Below are 18,863 nucleotides of genomic sequence, written 5' to 3'. Positions count from 1 at the left end.
CTAACACAAAAAAAATCAAAGTCAAGCACTTTTTGTCATTTTCTTTCATTTTCTATCATTTTGCCAATTGTTTGAATTTTATTTGCAAGATACTTGCCTTTATGATAAACTATTTTAGTAAGTATTGGAAGATTACTCAAGAGGCTTAAGAGGCCGTGTTGGAAACGCGGTAGGCGTGTGAAAGCGTGCGTGGGTTCGAATCCCATGTCTTCCGTAGCTATAGTGTGGCTGCATCTTGATGCAGCTTTTTATAATGGATTTTTCATTTAGATTTAGGATTGCAAAATTTGCTTGACAAAAACTCACCACAAGGAAATAATCCAGTAAATCTCTGCATAAAAAACGCATAATATCAATGTTTGTCAACACTTGATATTATGCGTTTTTTATGGTCATCATCTAACTTTGAAACGTTTAGTAAATAGCTAATTTAAAATCAAGTTGCAATTCATGTCATTATAATACATTCTCTATTTACCAAAATATTTTAATAGGACTATGGATTGTTCTTAGTAACTCCGCAGAATTCGCCAAATCTGATACTCTACTAAAATCTTTACGAGCTTGTTCAGATAAAACAATTCCCCCTGGAAATAATTCGCGACTAAAGAATTCATAAAAATATCTGAAAGATTGAGCAAATGCAACACCATCTAATTTCATTTCAGAGACTATTTTACTAACCAGACTATAAGCGTGAAAATATTGTTGTTGAGGTAAGTTCATTTCTTTAAAACTAGATTCAAATTTTGCGATTGCATCTAAACATTGAGTTCTAAATTGTTGATTCATCTTAATACACTTTCATTACTGTCTAAATCCATAAGCACCACCAGCTGCTCTTATAACAGCCATCGTGATGTAACATCAGTTCCTACAAATTCTATTTCCAGAATTCCAATTTAATTGCAAGTCGTGTTTACTATTTTCTGTAAATATCAAAATAGTACGCAACAGACTTATAAATTCCTTTCTTCTACTTTAGATTAAACACTCTGAATTCTTCTATTACTTTGTATTCATGATAAACACCTCCTATGTAATATTGTTTATTTGAATCGGCACCTTGATAGTAAATAAACTATATTCGATTCCAGATAGCAGATAGATTCTTTAACTCACTTTAAATTAGCAAGTGTCATAGCGAGCATATTTAAGAAAGCTCCTTTACCTCTCTCTTGATGAGGTATCTTTGCAATTAAGCCAGCAAATTCTATCACATTTTTCGGCGCCAGATATTGATGAGTCATCAAATAAATAGACAAGTCATTACTTAATCTACCTATAGCTCCAAATTCATCATTTTTTATTGAGGTTTGTCCATTCAAAAATATTTTTTTAATTGAACATCATGAGAAACTTCATCAGACAATAATAAGTTATCAATAAGATTTAATATCTCTTGTTTTTTCATTATGGAATAATAACTCCTATATAATAGATATTTTTGTCAGATTGTAACCTTGACAAGTTCAGTATAGCAGGAAAGAAGAGATTTTTACCGCAAAGTCTTTAAATGTACTTTTTTCATCACGAAACGTATTTTTTCATGATTTGTAACCATTCATTTTATTTTAATTATAAACCATGACATAAGAAAACGAGTATCTCCAACTACGGAATACTCGTTTTTTGATAGTTAGAAGTAGGGTTTTGCCCAGCCTCTATGTAACATGCTCAAAACTTTTTAAAATACATTAATATCAAAAGAGCTGATAGCCTAATGAAGAGTCAAATGTTGCTAACTCCACTTATCTTCAAATTTAAATAGACACATTATCGGAGTTATTAGTAAGAAAAAATCTAACCAATTTAGATATTTCATAATATAGGATATAATACCAGCCATAACGAAAAGGTACAAAGCTGTACGATATCCTCTCTTTGGATTTTTATCAGACTTAGTATTAAAAATAATGTATACACAACAAATTGCAATGAGTATAAGTTGAATCATAGTTTCATTTGACATAGTAAAACCTCTTCTTTTTTAAACTATTTTGGTGATCTCAATTCAGAAGCTAAATGGCTACCTACGGTAGCACCCTACAGCGCAAATCAAGTAAGCTTGAGGCACTCCTTAAAATATTCAATAGAATATCCTAAGAGTGGCCGTTCTTTTAAAGTTCTATTTCCAAAATCTGTGTAAAAACATAATTTTTACTTGTGGTTTTCAGGCATACATTTGGATAAGATTTTAAAATTCTCCGAACATTGGCCAATCCTATACCCCGACCTTCTTCTTTTGAAGAATTGTCACGCTTGAATATATCTCTCAATTCTATCTCTCTTTCTAAAGTAGAATTTTTTACAATCATGACTAATTTATTCCATTCTGTATCCTCAAGGAAACAAACTGCTATTCCTCCTTCTGCTGCGGACTCAATAGCATTATCTAACAAGATAGAAGTAATTGTTAAGAAGTCAATTTGTTCCATATTTTTTATAGAGAACTGTTCACCAATCTCCAGGGAAACTGGAACGGATAAGTTTTGGGCCTCCGATAACTTAGATAATAGTAAACTCTTTAGCGCCAAATCATTGATATTTCTTAGATGTGCTACATCAAAACGCTTACCTTTTAATTTTTCACCAGAATTTTTCAAAACACTATCATAGACTTGAGAAACCAGATTAATATCTTTTTGATCTATACCTATTTTTAAGCTCGATAAAATATTAGCATAATCATGTCTAAAGCTTCTAATTTCTTGATACAGCCCCTCAACTTGTTGACTATAATTACTAAGATTTTGCAATTGAATTTCTTTTTGTAGAACGACTTTCTCCTGTAGTTCTTGAAGTAATCTTCTATCCAAGAGATTAACAAAACAAATAAACAATAAAAAGTAAACTGCTGTCAATAATTCTTTATAATCCAACATTCTATCCCAACTTACTTTATCACTGTAGTTTATATAAGATGGTAAGATAAAATAGGCTAGCATTAAAATATCCGCAGTAATTAAAATAAATTTTGTCTTTCTATCCAAGTTCTTTATTTTTAAATGACTAAAATTATATCGAAAGAGACTAATAAGAAAAAACACAATAATTTCAGCTAATAAAGAGAAAATCATTGTTCCTAGATTAGTTTCATATAGTCTATACAATATTGGAATCTTAGAAATTATAAAGTAACCTAAAAAATTTCTGATGACATCCCAAAATCCAAGTGGAAATAATGAGTAAAAAAGTAATAAAGAAACCTTACTTCTTAATTTACTAATAGACAAAGTATATAGGATAAAAAAGGTGGGATAAAGCAATAATGACCCAAGAAAGTAAAATCCAGTTGATTTAAATAAAACAATAAATAGGAATGATAAAAGATGGAACAGAATAATGGACATTACTACTTTTTTTAGATTTAATTTCTCACCTACAACCTTAGTATGGATACATAACAATAGAAAAACACCTATAATATTTAGAAAAAATATCATCTAAATCTCCTTAGTCATGAAGTCTTTCGATAGCTTTCATAAGTGGACGAATTTTTAATCTAGAGACAATACAAGAGGACCCGTTCTGAAAATGAACTAATCGATTTTCTTTATCAATTAAAGATATATTATAAGGATTTACGATAAATGATCTATGACATTGAAATAAACGTGGTTCCTGTTTAAGAATATCTGACAATTGTCCATAAAATTCAACTATGTCTCGTTTGGAATAGAGAGTCAACTTATGAGCAATTGTTGATGTTTCAATATACAATAAATCTTTAAAAGGGACTTGAATTTGAGCTTTGGATCCTGTAAATATAAAAGAGTCCTCAGATACTGTTCTTCTTTGATTATCTCTAACACTTGAAATAACATTTTCAATTCGTTTGATAAATAATGGTTCAGGTAATTCTTTATCAATGAAATCAATAGCTGATACTAAATATTCAAAAGATACAGGCATAAACTCAGAATGTGATGTTACAAAAGCAATCACTGCTTGAGAATCAAGTTTTCTAATTTCTCTAGCAACGTCTAATCCTCTTTTGTCATCATCTTTTATTTCAATATCAAGTAAAAATAATTGATGATTTCCTCTCTCTGAAATGTCCTCTAAAAGCTGTTGAGGTTTTCCATAAACCTCAAAATGCCTATACTCAACCTTATTATCCACCAAAATTTTTTTGACAATAGTTTCAATTCTAGTCTGTTGTAAAAAATTATCTTCTAGTATAAAAATATTCACTACTTCACTCCTATATATTTTTCCACTGATTTTTTAATATTGTAAAGTGTCTTCTAGAACAAGCGATGTCTGATACTCTATCATCCAGAAACATAATCGTTCTTGTCTCATGATTAAATCCTGCTATTTTATCTTTATTCACAAGAAACTTTCTATGGCATCTAATAAGTTCTTCTGTACTTTCTGCTTCAATTTTAGATAGTGAGGTTGAAGCTTCAAAATTCCCTTCGGCTGTTACAAAAAGAACAGCATGAGCTTTTGTTGGGTGAGTTGTAACATAATAAATTTTAGAGAGTGGTACCTTTACGATAGCTCTATCTTGATATAAAATGTAGTCTTTCATATTTAGCCTCCTTCTATTACTCTTATCTTATCAAAACTATGGAAACTAAATTGTTGTAAATCTTCAATGGTTTTTATAATGTCTTGATTGGTAAAAATGTAAACTGTTTTTACATTTCGTAACAAAACAAATACTTTTAATATTCCTGTAAAATACTCCCTTACTTTAAGAAAAGAATACTATGAAACCAATTCAATTTTTAGATTTATATTTATATCAATAAATTTGCCTTATTATTTTGTAAAAACAGTGAGGAAAATAAAAAATTTCCTAAGATATAAAATTACTTACAAATACAAATTCTCTACCTATATTATCATAAAATCACAATTTTTAACATTTAAAAAAGGACTTCACCCTGTACAGCACAGGACGAAATCCCTTTTGTATATTCTTTATCTAACTTTTTGGAATCCAGTGAATTCAACTCTAGGGTGATTTTTTCTACTTCATGTTAAAAGGTCTTAAAAAATATCAAATAGCAATTTCACATTGAGAACAGTTAAGATAATGGAAACAATATAACCAAGGATAGTATTCCACTTGGCATTGGTAAATTCTCCCATCAGTGATTTCTTAGAAGTTAGATAAATCAAAGGAAAGATTGAAAATGGAAGAGCGATTGAAAGAAAGACCTGTGAATAAACCAATAACTGATCCAAGGTTTTTTCTTGATGACCAAACAGAACCGCTACTATCATAACAGGCAGTAAGGCAAAGAGACGAGTCGTCAAACGAATGAACCACTGAGGCAATCGCATATGCAAGAAACCTTCCATAACGATTTGTCCAGTCAAGGTACCTGTGATAGTCGAATTCTGCCCACTGGCTAATAGGGCCAAGGCAAACAAGGTTGATAAGGTTGAGCTAGCTATAGCTCCCGCTATGGTTGAATCCTGCAGGGCGTTATACATTTGAGAAAAGGCAGAAATCTCAGATGCATGTCCGAAAAAGAGAGCCGCCCCTAAGATTAAAAGGAGGGAGTTAACCACAAAGGCCAAGGATAATTGGAGATTAGAATCCCAGGTCATAAAGCGCACGGCTTTTCGAACATCATTCTTGTCCTTGTGATTGATTTTCCGAGTCTGAGACAAGGAAGAATGCAAATAGAGATTGTGGGGCATCACTGTCGCACCCACAATACCTAACGCCAAGGTTAATTGACTTTCATGACCAGGCAAAGGACTCTCAAATAAGGTTGCATTTGGCAGATAACCTTCAACGATTCCTTGGATACTTGGATGTGACAAAGCTACTAGGTAAGTAAAGATTGCTAAGATCGTTAAAATCAGCGTGGTCACGATAGCTTCTATCTTCTTAAAGCCAAATTTCATCAAAAGCAATAAGAGAAAGACATCTAGAACCGTCAAAAGGATGGCTATCATAATCGGAATCTTAAAGAGAAGATTGAGTGCAATGGCTGAACCTAGAACTTCTGCCAAATCCGTCGCCATCAAGGCCAACTCCAAAATCACCCATAGACTATAACGAAGCCATTTTGGTGAGTGATGAGCTGTTGCTTGAGCCAGGTCCATCTGGGTTACAATCCCTAGCTTTCCTGCCATTTGCTGAAGTTGCATGGCAATGAGAGATGAAATCAAGATAACAAACAAGAGACTATACTTATAGGAAGCACCACCGACTACACTGGTAATCCAGTTTCCTGGATCCATATAACCAACTGCGACAAGAGCACCCGGACCTAAAAAGGCCTTTAAATTTTGCCAGAAATGATTATTATTTGGAGTATCGATAGATTGATTGATCTCAGAGAGTGACACTTTTTTATGAGAAGACATAGATACTTACCTCTTTCTAAACCTACTTTTTCATTATTTTCTATTAGAGAAAAATAAGATTGACTTTAAACTATTAAAACAATGAAAACTATATGAAAAACATTTAGTTTTTTCATTATTTTTCTTAAGGCACCTTAATATTTTTCTTAAGGCACCTTAATTATAACACAAAAAATGAAAACTATATGAAAAACATTTAGTTTTTTCATTATTTTTCTTAAGGCACCTTAATTATAAAAAATATGATAAAAACTTAAGAAAATTCAACAAAATTTTAGGGAAAGTCAGAATAAGTCTACTCATTAACGATAATGATAAATCTATTGATAAACTTTGACATTTAATGGTGAACTGTAACTATTATTTCTAACTCGATTTCTCTATAAAAGAGGAAAAACCAGCGTCTTTTGACGCTGGATAAAAGCTACTTAGATCATTTAACAAGAAACTAAATGGCTTCTGTAACGAAGCTACGGCTTTCAAGTACCTTAAGCATAGCATCCGCTGTATCCAAAGCTGTAAAGAGAGGAACTCCGTGTTCAATAGCTGAACGGCGGATTTGTTCACCATCTTCATCAGCAGTTCGCTTAGTACCAACTGTGTTGATGATAGCTTGGATTTTCCCTTTACGAACATAGCTTGGGATATCATGTTCATCATCACCAATCTTACCAACGAGTTGAGCCTTCAAGCCATGACTTTCAAAGAAAGCTGCTGTTCCTTGAGTCGCAAGGATACCATAACCAATATTTTGGAAACGACGAGCCAAATCCAAAGCTTCTTCCTTGGCATCATCAGCGATAGTAAAGACAACATTTCCAAAGGTTGGCAAGTGAAGATAAGAAGCTTCAAAGGCCTTGTAGAGAGCTTTTTCAAGAGTCGTATCAGAACCCATAACCTCCCCTGTTGACTTCATTTCAGGGCCAAGCAAGCTATCTACTTTCGCTAGCTTGGTAAATGAGAAGACTGGTGCTTTAATATGAACACGACTACTTTCTGGGTAAAGCCCATCTTGATAACCAAGTTCTTCAAGACTTTGACCAAGAATGAGCTTGGTCGCTACCTGAGCCATAGGGATATTGGTTACTTTTGATAGGAACGGTACGGTACGACTGGCACGTGGATTCACCTCAATAACGTAAACTTTCTCATCCTTGATGACAAACTGAATGTTCATCATACCAAGACAGTTAAGGCCGATTGCTAGGCGTTTTGTGTAGTCTGCGATTGTTTCTTGAACCTTTTGAGACAAGGTTTGTGGAGGGTAAACAGCCATGGAGTCACCTGAGTGAACACCGGCACGTTCGATATGTTCCATGATACCTGGGATGAGGACACTTTGTCCATCTGAGATAGCATCGACTTCACACTCTTGACCGACGATATAAGAGTCTACAAGAACTGGATGATCTGGACTTGCCTTAACGGCTGTGCGCATGTAAGAACGGAGATCTTCTTCGTTTTCTACAATTTCCATAGCACGTCCACCCAAGACATAAGAAGGACGAACAAGGACTGGGAAACCAATCTTGCGGGCTGCAAGTACTGCTTCTTCTTCGTTTGTAGCAGTCTGTCCAGGTGGCTGTGGAATATCCAAGTCTTTGAGGGCTTGTTCGAAGAGGTCACGGTCTTCGGCACGGTCTAGGTCAGCAACCTGCGTACCCAGGATAGTCACACCTGCTTTTGCTAATGGCTCAGCAAGGTTGATAGCTGTTTGACCACCAAACTGAACGATAACACCTTTTGGTTTCTCCAAATCGATGACATTCATGACATCTTCGAATGTTAATGGTTCAAAGTAAAGTTTATCCGATACAGAGAAGTCGGTTGAAACTGTCTCTGGGTTCGAGTTCATGATAATAGCCTCGTAGCCAGCAGCTTGGATTGCCTTAACAGAGTGAACAGTTGCGTAGTCAAACTCTACCCCTTGACCGATACGGATTGGACCAGAACCTAGGACCAGTACAGATTCCTTTTCAGACTTGATCGATTCATTTTCCCAACCATAGGTTGAATAGAAGTAAGGAGTTTCTGACTCAAATTCTGCCGCACAGGTATCAACCATCTTGTAAACTGGGACAATCTTGTTTTCCAAACGAAGCTGGCGAACTTGGTCAGCTGTCGTTTTCCATAGTTCAGCAATCTTACGGTCTGAAAATCCATTCAATTTTGCTGTTTTCAAAACTTCAAGATCTTGTGGATGTGAGCCCAATTCTTGCTCAATTTCAAAGATATGCAAGAGTTTATCCAGATAGAAGATATCGATTTTTGTAAGCTCAGCAATTTCCTCAGGTGTATAACCACGACGAATGGCTTCTGATACGTAGAAGAGACGGTCATCTTGAGCCTTAACAACCTTTTCAATCAAGGCATCATCTGAAACATCTGCAAGCTCAGGCATTTCATTGTGGTGAACCCCAATTTCAAGTGAGCGACAAGCTTTCAGAAGTGACTCCTCGATGTTACGACCAATGGCCATAACTTCTCCAGTCGCTTTCATCTGAGTACCAAGACGGCGTTCACCCTTTTCAAACTTGTCAAATGGGAAGCGCGGAATTTTGGCAACCACGTAGTCAAGGGCTGGCTCAAACATGGCATAAGTTGAACCTGTAACTGGGTTGATGACCTCATCTAAGGTCAAACCGACTGCAATCTTAGCAGCCAATTTTGCGATTGGATAACCTGTCGCCTTGGAAGCAAGGGCTGACGAACGAGATACACGAGGATTTACTTCGATAACATAGTACTTGAAGCTGTGGGGATCAAGTGCTAGCTGAACATTACATCCACCTTCAATCTTGAGGGCACGAATAATGCTCAAGCTGGCATCACGAAGCATTTGATTTTCATAATCTGACATGGTTTGCGCTGGGGCAAATACGATGGAATCCCCTGTATGAATCCCGACTGGGTCAAAGTTTTCCATGTTACATACAACAAGGGCATTGTCAGCCGAGTCACGCATGACTTCGTATTCGATTTCCTTAAAACCAGCAATCGAACGCTCAATCAAACATTGAGTAACAGGTGATAGCTTCAACCCATTTTCAGCGATTTCACGCAATTCTTCCTCGTTGGCACACATACCACCACCAGTACCACCTAGGGTAAAGGCTGGACGGACGATCACTGGGTAGCCAATTGTCGCTGCAAAGGCAACGGCTTCTTCCACAGTGTTAACAATTTCAGATTCTGGAATAGGTTGATTCAATTCTTCCATCAATTGTTTAAAGAGATCGCGGTCTTCAGCTTGGTCTATGGCAGACAATTTAGTCCCGAGAAGTTCTACTCCCAATTCATCAAGAATGCCATTTTTAGACAATTCCATGGCCATGTTAAGCCCTGTTTGACCACCAAGAGTTGGAAGCAAGGCATCTGGACGTTCTTTACGGAGAATACGAGTCACAAACTCAAGTGTAATCGGTTCGATATAAACCTTGTCTGCAATTTCCTTATCAGTCATGATAGTTGCAGGGTTTGAGTTTACTAAGACAACCTCATACCCTTCCTCTTTCAAAGACAAGCAAGCCTGAGTCCCAGCATAGTCAAACTCAGCAGCCTGACCAATAATAATCGGACCAGAACCAATCACCATAATTTTTTGAATATCAGTACGTTTAGGCATTTATAAGATATTAAGGGCGTCAAGCGGACAAAGATAAAATAGGAGTTATGACGAAGAACTGTCAGTTCTAGGAATAACTATCTTTTTAGCACCGTCCGTAGCCCGTATTCAGTTCAGCAAATACGGCTCACCCTTCTCCTTTCTATTCGTCGCCTCACAGGGCGACATTAAATAAATTCTCCGACGATTTCACACTCGTCTTTAGTTTGTTTGTTTGAAGGCTTCCATCATCTCGATGAACTCGTCAAATAGATAACTTGCATCGTGCGGACCTGGTGCAGCATCTGGGTGGAATTGCACAGAGAAACCTGGTTGGTATCTGTGACGTACACCTTCAACTGACTTGTCATTGATTTCTTCATGAGTAATCATCAAATGGTCTGGAAAATCTTCACGACTCACTGCATATCCATGGTTTTGACTCGTGAAGTCCACGCGCCCTGTCGCAATTTCGCGTACAGCGTGGTTAAATCCACGGTGACCAAACTTCATCTTATAGGTCTTGGCACCATTTGCCATCGCAAAGAGCTGGTGCCCCATACAAATACCAAAGATTGGAATTTTTCCGAGGATACCACGAATCATATCGAGTGCTTCTGGTACATCTTCTGGATTTCCCGGTCCATTTGACAACATAACTCCGTCTGGATTTAGGTGGAGGATTTCCTCTGCTGTTGTAGTATAAGGAACGACCGTTACATTACAATCTCTCTTAGACAACTCTCTTAAGATTGAATGCTTAAGACCAAAGTCTACAAGTACCACGCTCAAACCTACTCCTGGAGCTGGGTAAGCAGTTTTTGTAGAAACCTGTTTGATATTGTCAATTGGTAGAACAGTTGCTTGAAGCTGATCTGTGATGTGATCGATACTATCTCCCACATGTGTCAGAGTCGCTCTCATAGTCCCATGTTTGCGAATGATTTTTGTCAAAGCACGTGTATCAATACCTGAAATACCAGGGATTTTCTTAGACTTCAAAAATTCATCCAGTGTCATCTGGTTGCGCCAGTTGCTGGCTCTACGAGCTTCTTCAAATACTACTACACCTTTACAGGTTGGACTGATAGACTCGTAGTCATCACGGTTAATCCCATAATTCCCAACCAAGGGATAGGTAAAGGTTAGGATTTGTCCATTGTAAGACTGATCTGTAATGGATTCTTGGTAACCAGTCATCCCAGTATTAAAGACAATTTCACCAGTTACATCAATATCAGCCCCAAAGGCTTTTCCTTCAAAAATTGTTCCATCTTCTAAAACTAGAAGTCGTTTAGTCATAAATTCACCTCTCGTGGATGCTCACAGGCATCTTTTAACGTTTTGTGTCTTATTTTGCGTTTCTGTAAGTCAGTACAGATTCTAAAATTGCCATTCTGACAAAGACACCATTGGTCATTTGTTGAACAATACGTGATTTTGGTGCTTCGACCAAGTGATCAGCAATTTCAACATCGCGATTTACAGGAGCAGGATGCATCAGAATAGCCTTCTCTTTCAAGCGATCATAGCGTTCTTGAGTCAAACCATGCTGGGCATGATAGCCCTCTTTTGAAAAGACTGTTCCACTTTCATGACGCTCATGCTGAACACGGAGAAACATCATCACATCAACTTGGTCAATGATTTCATCAATGCTTACAAACTGTCCATAGTCTGCAAACTCTTGACTTCTCCATTCCTCAGGCCCAGCAAAGTAGAGTTCTGCTCCTAAGCGTTTTAAGATTTGCATATTGGATTTGGCCACACGCGAATGGTCAAGGTCACCAGCAATGGCTACCTTGAGTCCTTCAAAGTGTCCAAATTCTTCATAAATCGTCATTAAATCAAGCAAGCTCTGGCTTGGGTGTTGCCCCGAACCATCGCCACCATTGATAATCGAAGTCGTAATCGTCGGACTATCGATCAACTCTCTGTAGTAATCTACCTCTGGATGTCGGATGACACAGGCATCTACTCCCAAGGCTGACAAGGTCAAAATTGTATCGTAGAGTGTTTCACCCTTGTTGACTGAACTTGTTTTCACATCGAAGTCCAGTAGCTGAAGGCCCAGTTTAATCTCTGCTACTTCAAAAGATTTGTGGGTACGAGTCGAACTCTCAAAGAAGAGATTAGAGACGATGTGTTGGTCTTCATAAGAAGCCTTTGCTCCATTTTTAAATTCGATCCCGCGTTTAATCAATTTCATGACTTGTTCTACAGTAAGGTCTTCCATTGAGACTACATGTTGAATGGCTTGTTGATTTTCTGACATGTCTAACTCCTTTGGCTATCTAAGCTTCTTCGGTAATAAGAACACGATCTTGTCCATCTAGTTCAGTCATCTCTACGATGATTTCTTCTGAACGACTGGTTGGGATATTTTTCCCTACATAGTCTGGACGAATTGGCAATTCTCTATGTCCACGGTCAACTAAAACAGCTAAACTCACACGAGAAGGACGGCCATGGGTAACGATGTTATCAATAGCTGCTCGGATGGTCCGACCTGTGTAAAGCACATCGTCCACCAAGATGACCTCACGTTCTGTCACATCAACAGAGATTATAGAAGTATCTTCACCGCTTTTGACATCGTCGCGGAAAGGTTTGGTATCTAATTCTACAACAGGGACAGAGATATTTTCTAATTGTTCCAAACGCTCTTGGATACGGTGAGCAATGAAGACACCTCGTGTTTTTATCCCAGCCAATACAATCTTGTTCAAATCTTTGTTTCGCTCGATAATCTCGTAGGTAATCCGAGTAATCGCTCGCTTGACGGTTAATTCGTCTACAACTTCTTTTGTCTTCATGACAAACCTCCAAAAAGAAAAGTCTCCTTTTTCAAGGAGACTTGAGAATGTATAACTAAGCGAGCCTTACTGTAAACAGTATAGACTTACTCTTCTACTTAATCGAGCTCCTTGCCTGCCTCACGGGACAGGATTAAAGGAATATTTGATTGCTACTACTATATCACAAAGTAGTAATCGATGCAAGAAAAAACACAAGAAATCAATTTTATAACGAACTAAAATCGTATAACTGTGGATAGTGATCGCATTCTGGATTTTTCGGATGACAGATAGCACGACCAAAGTAAATCATAGCCTGATGAGCTGCTAGCCATTCTTCTGGTGGCAAAACATCCATGACACGTTTTTCGACCTCAAGTGGCGTAGCTGATTTTTTTACAATATCGTGGTGTTTACAGATTCGCTCTACGTGAGTATCTACTGCAAAGGCTGGAATACCGAATCCTACGCTCAAAACTACGTTAGCGGTTTTTCGGCCAACTCCTGCCAAACTCTCTAATTCTTCCCTAGTCTGAGGGACTTGGCCGTCAAAATCGTCTAATAACTGCTGGGCACATTTCTTAAGAAACTTAGCCTTATTGCGATAGAGACCTAGACGAGAAATATGTTTAGCAATCTCACTCTCACTTGCTTCTGCCATGGCTTGTGGGGTTGGAAAAGCTGCAAAAAGTCCTGGTGTAGCCTTGTTGACTGCCGCATCTGTCGTCTGAGCAGACAGCATAACAGCAACCAGAAGTTCAAAATGATTACGAAAATCTAGACTTGGTTTTGCATCTGGAAAAAGAGCAATGATTTCCTCAATGACATGACGGGCACGTTTCTTGGATAAAACCATCTATTCGTCTCCGTCAAACAGTCCTTGCAAACCTGCAAAAGGACTATTTTCTTCTTTCTTGACTGCTTGTTGGGCTTGGTACTCTTCCTCGGACATGATTTGCCAGTCATTTCCAGAAACAAAGCCCTGGCCAGCTTCTTCTTCAGCTGTTAAGACCTTGATTGGAATGTTGAGCAAGATATTATCTGAAACACTTTCAGCCAGGTCAATTTCCCCATTTTCAATCGGTAAAACCAAGTCATCATCTAGCACTTCTTGATCCAGTTGATTGGTAGCACCTTCCATAAAGACTTCTGTCACTGGATAAGACTCTTTCAATTCTACAGGTTCCATGCTACGGCTAGAGGCTAGAACGATTGTATAAGACAACTGATAATCTAGGAAAAACATAAGGTCTTCGTACTGAACTTTTCCAATAGCGACAATATCTTTTACATCTAAAATTTCTTGATTACGGGCACGCAAGTCAGCTGCTAAGTCTAAAGTTTGCTCAAAGTGCAAACCTTCAGGCTGCTTACGAATTTCTTGAATATTTAATTTCATACTTCCTCCATAAAGATTTACTATCTTGATTATACCATGAAAAAAGTTCAAACAAGGTATCTAAACATTTTAAATATTTTTCACTATTTTTTGATATATTTATTATTACAATTTTTCTTTTTGTGCTATACTATAGACATCAATACATGAGCAAAGGAGGACGCTCATATGGAAGACAAAGAACTAATCTTAGAAGCTTATCAACTCATTTCCGAGTTAAACAAAGCTTACCAAACTTGCAAACAAGGATTGCCTGATGATCTGCGCTTGCAACAAAATATTGACGAGCTACTCAAACAACTTAAAAAGACAGAGAAACTAGATAACTCTATCTTAATTGATCTGGAGAAATTTTACCAAAGTACCAGTCTCTTGATTGGACTTGGCACCCTTAAACTCAATGAAGAAGCTCGCACAGCTTGGCGAAACTATGACAAATTCCACTACGATCAAGTCAAACACGTTTTGACTCTCTATGGACCCGTTTTTGGTTTCTAGAAAGATTTGAATTTCTCATTTCTTTTGACAAAGTGTTCCAAAAGGTATAAAATAAACATAATAATTTTCGGAGGTAAGGGAGACATGAACAACTAAGTCTATCAAATAAAGAACCTTTATTTAGTAGATCTTGTTTCTGTCTCTTTTTGTGTGCTCTTTTTTCTGCTGCTTTTTGCAGCCCTTTTAAAAGAGGATTTTTTGACATAGACAATTGGCTCTACTAGGTAAAGTAGAGCTTTTGTTATGTATTATCCAAATTTAGAAAGGGCAATGATATGATAAAAATTAATCATCTAACTATAACACAAAATAAAGACCTACGAGACCTTATTTCCGATTTAAATATTACTATCCAAGACGGAGAAAAGGTCGCTATTATCGGCGAAGAAGGAAATGGAAAATCAACCTTACTTAAAACTTTAATGGGCGAAAGATTAGCTGATTTCTCAATCAGTGGAGAAATCCAGTCTGACCTTCAGTCCTTGGCCTACATTCCCCAACATCTCCCTGAAGAATTGAAGAAAAAATCTCTACAGGACTACTTCTTTTTAGAGTCTGCTGATTTGGACTTCAGTATTCTCTATCGTTTGGCTGAGGAATTGCACTTTGATAGCAGTCGTTTTGCTAGTGACCAAGAGATTGGTAGCCTCTCGGGTGGCGAAGCTTTGAAAATTCAGCTCATCCATGAATTATCCAAACCCTTTGAGATTCTATTTTTAGATGAACCTTCAAATGACCTAGATCTTGAGACAGTTGATTGGCTAAAAATTCAGATTCAGAAGATCAGGCAGACCGTTATTTTCATTTCTCATGATGAAGACTTCCTCTCTCAAACTGCAGACACCATTATCCACTTGCGACTGGTCAAGCATCGAAAGGAAGCTGAAACCCTAGTCGAGCACTTAGACTATGATCGCTATAGTGAACAGAGAAAGGCTAACTTTGCCAGACAAAGCCAGCAAGCTGCCAACGACCAACGATCCTATGATAAAACCATGGAAAAGCATCGCCGAGTCAAGCAAAAGGTAGAAACTGCACTTCGAGCTACCAAAGACAGTACTGCCGGACGACTACTGGCTAAAAAGATGAAAAATGTTCTTTCTCAAGAAAAACGCTACGAAAAAGCAGCTCAGTCCATGACCCAAAAGCCACTTGAAGAGGAAGAAATCCAACTGTTCTTTTCAGATATAGAGCCATTAGCAGCTTCTAAAGTCTTACTTCGACTGGAAAAGGAGACTTTATCCATTGGCCAACGAATTTTGTCTCAAAAACTCCAACTAACTGTTTGGGGGCAAGATAAAATCGGCATCATCGGTCCCAATGGAATTGGCAAATCGACTCTGTTAGCCAAGTTGCAACAACTACTAAGTAGCAAAAGTGAGATTTCACTTGGATTTATGCCACAAAATTACCAAGAAACATTGCAATTGGATTTATCTCCAGTAGAATTTCTCAGCCAAACTGGACACAAAAAGGAATTACAGAAAATTCAATCTCACTTAGCCAGCCTTAATTTCAGCTTTCCAGAAATGCACCACCAAATCCACTCCTTATCTGGAGGTCAACAAGGCAAACTCCTTCTTTTGAATTTAGTTCTGCGAAAACCAAACTTTCTCCTTCTGGATGAACCCACACGAAACTTTTCTCCAACTTCTCAACCCGAAATCAGAAAACTCTTTGCCAATTACCCTGGGGGCCTCATCACTGTTTCACATGATCGACGTTTCTTAAAAGAAGTCTGCAGGAGTATCTATCGTTTGACAGAGAATGGTTTGGAAATAGTTGATTTACAAGATTTATAACTGTAGAAAATAGTAAACATCCAGAGGAAAATCTCTGGATGTTTTTACATATGTTTCAGACGCTCAATCCGTTCTGAGATTGGCGGATGGGTATAGAAGAGTTTTTGCAAGCCACCTCGTTTTTGAGGATCGTTGATGTAAAGTGCACTGCTAGCATCATCCACATGACGACTCATAGGCTGACTATTGTCCAGCTTACGAAGGGCATTGATCATCCCTTGAGCATTACGAGTCAACTCTACACTTGAAGCATCTGCTAAAAATTCTCGTTGACGAGAGATGGCTAGTTGTACCAAGGTTGCTGCTAGGGGCGCCAAAACAATTGCTAGGAGAGAAACAACTAGCATAATAATTTCAAGTCCACCACTATCTCGATCATCACTTCTACGACCACGGCCTGCACCTCCCCACCACATCATGCGTCCAGCCATACTTGATAAAAGCGTAATGGCACTGGCAAGGGCAACCGCGATAGTAGAAATGCGGATATCATAGTTACGAATGTGACTGACTTCATGACCAATAACCGCCTCTAACTCTTCACGATTCATAATCGCAAGGAGTCCTGAAGTTGCTGCTACTGCTGCATTTTGGGGATTTGAACCCGTAGCAAAGGCATTTAAGCTGGCATCATCGATGATGAAGACACGTGGCATAGGGATCTGCGCCACCATAGCCATATCTTCCACAACATGATAGAGGGTTGGTGCAGTCTGCTCATTCACCTCACGCGCACCATTCATACTCATGACTATCTCTGTTGATTGAAAAATCATGGACAAGGCATAGATAAAGCCGATAATCAGAGCGATAACTAAGCCACCAAGACCAGACCGCATAAAGAGGTAACCAACTGCATATCCAACCAAAGCCAAAAGTAAAAAGAATACTAGTAGTAAAATCCAAGTTCTTCGCTTATTACTCGCGATTTGATCATACAGCATCTTAGTCACCTAAACCACTAAAATCAACCTTGGGTACTGCCTTTTCTTCTTCAGGAGTCTGAAGGAAATCAGCCACTTTAAAACCAAAGAGTCCAGCAACTAGGTTACTTGGGAAAGTCTCCAATTTGATATTATAATTGCTAACAACACTATTATAAAGTTGGCGAGAGTATGAGATTTTATTTTCAGTATTAGTTAGTTCCTCTTGCAATTGTGCAAAGTTGCCACTCGCTTTTAGGTCTGGATAATTTTCTGCAACTGCAAAGATTCCTGAAACCTGACGTGTAAGAGCATCACTAGCCTTCATAGCTTCTGCTGGTGAAGTTGCTGCGGCTACTTGATTACGAAGTTCTGCAACTTTTTCAAGCGTTGAACCTTCATACTTTGCATATCCTTTCACGGTCTCAATCAAGTTTGGCAAGAGATCGTTACGACGTTTCAACTGAACATCAATCTGACTCCATGCCTCCTTAGTTTGCATGCGATTTTTAACCAAACCGTTATAACTAACAATTACGAAAGTAACAATAAGAGCAAGAACTCCAAGAATAATCCAAGTCATCATATAATTCCTTTCTGCTTTTAGATTAGTACCAGTATATCAAATTTCCATCTTTTTGTGGTAAAATAAGATGATACTAAAGAAGGAAACTACTATGAAACCAGAAACATTTTATCAACTACTAGCTGAACAAAATATCAATCTTTCTGACCAGCAAAAAGTTCAATTTGAGCGTTATTTTGAACTCTTGGTCGAATGGAATGAAAAAATCAACCTAACTGCTATTACAGAAAAAGAAGAAGTCTATCTCAAACACTTCTATGATTCCATCGCTCCTATTTTACAGGGATTGATTGAAAACCAGCCCATTAAACTCTTAGACATTGGTGCTGGAGCAGGTTTTCCTAGCCTCCCTATGAAGATTCTCTATCCTCAGCTAGATGTGACCATTATTGATTCCCTTAATAAACGAATTAACTTTCTAAATCTATTAGCCCAAGAACTAGGGTTAGAAAATGTCCACTTCTATCACGGACGTGCAGAAGACTTCGCCCAAGATAAGAACTTCCGTGCTCAGTTTGATATCGTTACGGCTCGTGCTGTTGCCCGTATGCAGGTCTTGTCCGAGTTGACTATTCCCTACTTAAAAGTCGGTGGAAAATTGCTAGCACTGAAGGCCAGCAATGCCCCAGAGGAATTGACCGAGGCAAAAAATGCCCTTAACCTTCTCTTTAGTAAGGTTGAAGATAATCTCAGTTACACACTTCCTAACGGAGACCCTCGATACATTACTATTGTCGAGAAGAAAAAAGAAACTCCAAATAAATACCCAAGAAAGGCTGGTATGCCCAACAAACGTCCGCTTTAGAAAGATTAAAAATCTGCAAACTCATACCTCGCTTTCTTATTTCTTAGCTCGGGAAAAAATGATTTACAAAATCATGCCTCGCTCTCTCATTTCAAGGCTCGGGAAAAAA

General features: G+C 37.8%; 17 protein-coding genes and 1 tRNA gene. 4 read left to right on the top strand and 14 right to left on the bottom strand.

Features of this window, described 5'->3' with window-relative positions; genetic code table 11:
* The first annotated feature begins 126 nt into the window (after positions 1 to 126).
* Positions 127 to 214, top strand: a tRNA-Ser gene (locus ADH81_RS04725).
* A gap of 260 nt (positions 215 to 474) precedes the next feature.
* Here the strand turns inward: ADH81_RS04725 and ADH81_RS11440 are convergent.
* The 12 genes from ADH81_RS11440 to ADH81_RS04660 form a co-directional block, all read right to left on the bottom strand.
* On the bottom strand, positions 475 to 792 hold the full coding sequence (locus tag ADH81_RS11440) for a hypothetical protein (protein WP_239682084.1): 318 nt from the start codon (positions 790 to 792) through the stop codon (positions 475 to 477).
* A gap of 326 nt (positions 793 to 1,118) precedes the next feature.
* Positions 1,119 to 1,328, bottom strand: coding sequence for a hypothetical protein (locus ADH81_RS10995; RefSeq protein ID WP_049526862.1), 210 nt, complete (start codon positions 1,326 to 1,328; stop codon positions 1,119 to 1,121).
* Between the two features lie 792 nt (positions 1,329 to 2,120).
* Positions 2,121 to 3,446, bottom strand: a complete 1,326-nt coding sequence (locus ADH81_RS04705; RefSeq protein WP_049526860.1) for a GHKL domain-containing protein — start codon at positions 3,444 to 3,446, stop codon at positions 2,121 to 2,123.
* Positions 3,447 to 3,456: 10 nt separating this feature from the next.
* Entirely contained in the window at positions 3,457 to 4,197 is a 741-nt protein-coding gene (locus ADH81_RS04700; protein WP_049526859.1) for a response regulator transcription factor, read from the bottom strand.
* A 10-nt stretch (positions 4,198 to 4,207) separates the two neighbouring features.
* Complete coding sequence (locus ADH81_RS04695; RefSeq protein WP_049526856.1) at positions 4,208 to 4,540, bottom strand: LytTR family DNA-binding domain-containing protein; 333 nt, start codon at positions 4,538 to 4,540, stop codon at positions 4,208 to 4,210.
* A gap of 464 nt (positions 4,541 to 5,004) precedes the next feature.
* Positions 5,005 to 6,339, bottom strand: a complete 1,335-nt coding sequence (locus ADH81_RS04690; protein ID WP_049526855.1) for an Nramp family divalent metal transporter — start codon at positions 6,337 to 6,339, stop codon at positions 5,005 to 5,007.
* 448 nt (positions 6,340 to 6,787) lie between these two features.
* A complete protein-coding gene (gene carB, locus ADH81_RS04685) occupies positions 6,788 to 9,964 on the bottom strand; it encodes a carbamoyl-phosphate synthase large subunit (protein WP_049526853.1) in 3,177 nt (1,058 codons plus the stop codon).
* A 201-nt stretch (positions 9,965 to 10,165) separates the two neighbouring features.
* Entirely contained in the window at positions 10,166 to 11,245 is a 1,080-nt protein-coding gene (locus tag ADH81_RS04680) for a carbamoyl phosphate synthase small subunit (RefSeq protein ID WP_045763806.1), read from the bottom strand.
* 49 nt (positions 11,246 to 11,294) lie between these two features.
* Entirely contained in the window at positions 11,295 to 12,218 is a 924-nt protein-coding gene (locus tag ADH81_RS04675) for an aspartate carbamoyltransferase catalytic subunit (RefSeq protein WP_049526851.1), read from the bottom strand.
* 19 nt (positions 12,219 to 12,237) lie between these two features.
* Complete coding sequence (gene pyrR / locus ADH81_RS04670; protein ID WP_045763808.1) at positions 12,238 to 12,759, bottom strand: bifunctional pyr operon transcriptional regulator/uracil phosphoribosyltransferase PyrR; 522 nt, start codon at positions 12,757 to 12,759, stop codon at positions 12,238 to 12,240.
* Positions 12,760 to 12,967: 208 nt separating this feature from the next.
* Positions 12,968 to 13,597, bottom strand: coding sequence for an endonuclease III (gene nth, locus ADH81_RS04665; RefSeq protein ID WP_049526850.1), 630 nt, complete (start codon positions 13,595 to 13,597; stop codon positions 12,968 to 12,970).
* Positions 13,598 to 14,140, bottom strand: a complete 543-nt coding sequence (locus ADH81_RS04660) for a YceD family protein (protein ID WP_049502643.1) — start codon at positions 14,138 to 14,140, stop codon at positions 13,598 to 13,600.
* A 168-nt stretch (positions 14,141 to 14,308) separates the two neighbouring features.
* Here ADH81_RS04660 and ADH81_RS04655 point away from each other — a divergent pair, with 168 nt between their 5' ends.
* Positions 14,309 to 14,638 (top strand): helicase BlpT, encoded by a 330-nt coding sequence (locus ADH81_RS04655; RefSeq protein ID WP_049526848.1) that lies wholly within the window; start codon positions 14,309 to 14,311, stop codon positions 14,636 to 14,638.
* Positions 14,639 to 14,913: 275 nt separating this feature from the next.
* Positions 14,914 to 16,440 (top strand): ATP-binding cassette domain-containing protein, encoded by a 1,527-nt coding sequence (locus tag ADH81_RS04650; RefSeq protein WP_049526846.1) that lies wholly within the window; start codon positions 14,914 to 14,916, stop codon positions 16,438 to 16,440.
* Between the two features lie 44 nt (positions 16,441 to 16,484).
* Here ADH81_RS04650 and htpX read toward each other — a convergent pair whose 3' ends face one another.
* Positions 16,485 to 17,384 (bottom strand): zinc metalloprotease HtpX, encoded by a 900-nt coding sequence (gene htpX / locus ADH81_RS04645; RefSeq protein ID WP_049526844.1) that lies wholly within the window; start codon positions 17,382 to 17,384, stop codon positions 16,485 to 16,487.
* Between the two features lies 1 nt (position 17,385).
* Complete coding sequence (locus tag ADH81_RS04640) at positions 17,386 to 17,946, bottom strand: LemA family protein (RefSeq protein ID WP_049526842.1); 561 nt, start codon at positions 17,944 to 17,946, stop codon at positions 17,386 to 17,388.
* A gap of 94 nt (positions 17,947 to 18,040) precedes the next feature.
* On the opposite strand from ADH81_RS04640, the gene rsmG reads away from it, so the two are divergent.
* Positions 18,041 to 18,754, top strand: a complete 714-nt coding sequence (rsmG, locus tag ADH81_RS04635) for a 16S rRNA (guanine(527)-N(7))-methyltransferase RsmG (RefSeq protein ID WP_049526840.1) — start codon at positions 18,041 to 18,043, stop codon at positions 18,752 to 18,754.
* Positions 18,755 to 18,863: the final 109 nt, after the last annotated feature.

Origin of the sequence: Streptococcus pseudopneumoniae, assembly GCF_001072925.1 — a bacterium.
In the GTDB taxonomy this organism is placed as follows: Bacteria; Bacillota; Bacilli; order Lactobacillales; family Streptococcaceae; genus Streptococcus; species Streptococcus pseudopneumoniae_Q.
Note: the sequence above shows the minus strand (reverse complement) of the source record. Positions and strands in the feature narration are given on the sequence as shown.

Bases quoted from the DNA above. Each gene is read 5' to 3' on its own strand.
- pyrR (WP_045763808.1), bottom strand. From the start codon at position 12,759: ATGAAGACAAAAGAAGTTGTAGACGAATTAACCGTCAAGCGAGCGATT.
- carB (WP_049526853.1), bottom strand. From the start codon at position 9,964: ATGCCTAAACGTACTGATATTCAAAAAATTATGGTGATTGGTTCTGGT.
- ADH81_RS04640 (WP_049526842.1), bottom strand. From the start codon at position 17,946: ATGACTTGGATTATTCTTGGAGTTCTTGCTCTTATTGTTACTTTCGTA.
- ADH81_RS04650 (WP_049526846.1), top strand. From the start codon at position 14,914: ATGATAAAAATTAATCATCTAACTATAACACAAAATAAAGACCTACGA.
- ADH81_RS04660 (WP_049502643.1), bottom strand. From the start codon at position 14,140: ATGAAATTAAATATTCAAGAAATTCGTAAGCAGCCTGAAGGTTTGCAC.
- ADH81_RS04695 (WP_049526856.1), bottom strand. From the start codon at position 4,540: ATGAAAGACTACATTTTATATCAAGATAGAGCTATCGTAAAGGTACCA.
- ADH81_RS04675 (WP_049526851.1), bottom strand. From the start codon at position 12,218: ATGTCAGAAAATCAACAAGCCATTCAACATGTAGTCTCAATGGAAGAC.
- nth (WP_049526850.1), bottom strand. From the start codon at position 13,597: ATGGTTTTATCCAAGAAACGTGCCCGTCATGTCATTGAGGAAATCATT.
- rsmG (WP_049526840.1), top strand. From the start codon at position 18,041: ATGAAACCAGAAACATTTTATCAACTACTAGCTGAACAAAATATCAAT.
- ADH81_RS04680 (WP_045763806.1), bottom strand. From the start codon at position 11,245: ATGACTAAACGACTTCTAGTTTTAGAAGATGGAACAATTTTTGAAGGA.
- ADH81_RS04690 (WP_049526855.1), bottom strand. From the start codon at position 6,339: ATGTCTTCTCATAAAAAAGTGTCACTCTCTGAGATCAATCAATCTATC.
- htpX (WP_049526844.1), bottom strand. From the start codon at position 17,384: ATGCTGTATGATCAAATCGCGAGTAATAAGCGAAGAACTTGGATTTTA.
- ADH81_RS04655 (WP_049526848.1), top strand. From the start codon at position 14,309: ATGGAAGACAAAGAACTAATCTTAGAAGCTTATCAACTCATTTCCGAG.
- ADH81_RS04705 (WP_049526860.1), bottom strand. From the start codon at position 3,446: ATGATATTTTTTCTAAATATTATAGGTGTTTTTCTATTGTTATGTATC.
- ADH81_RS11440 (WP_239682084.1), bottom strand. From the start codon at position 792: ATGAATCAACAATTTAGAACTCAATGTTTAGATGCAATCGCAAAATTT.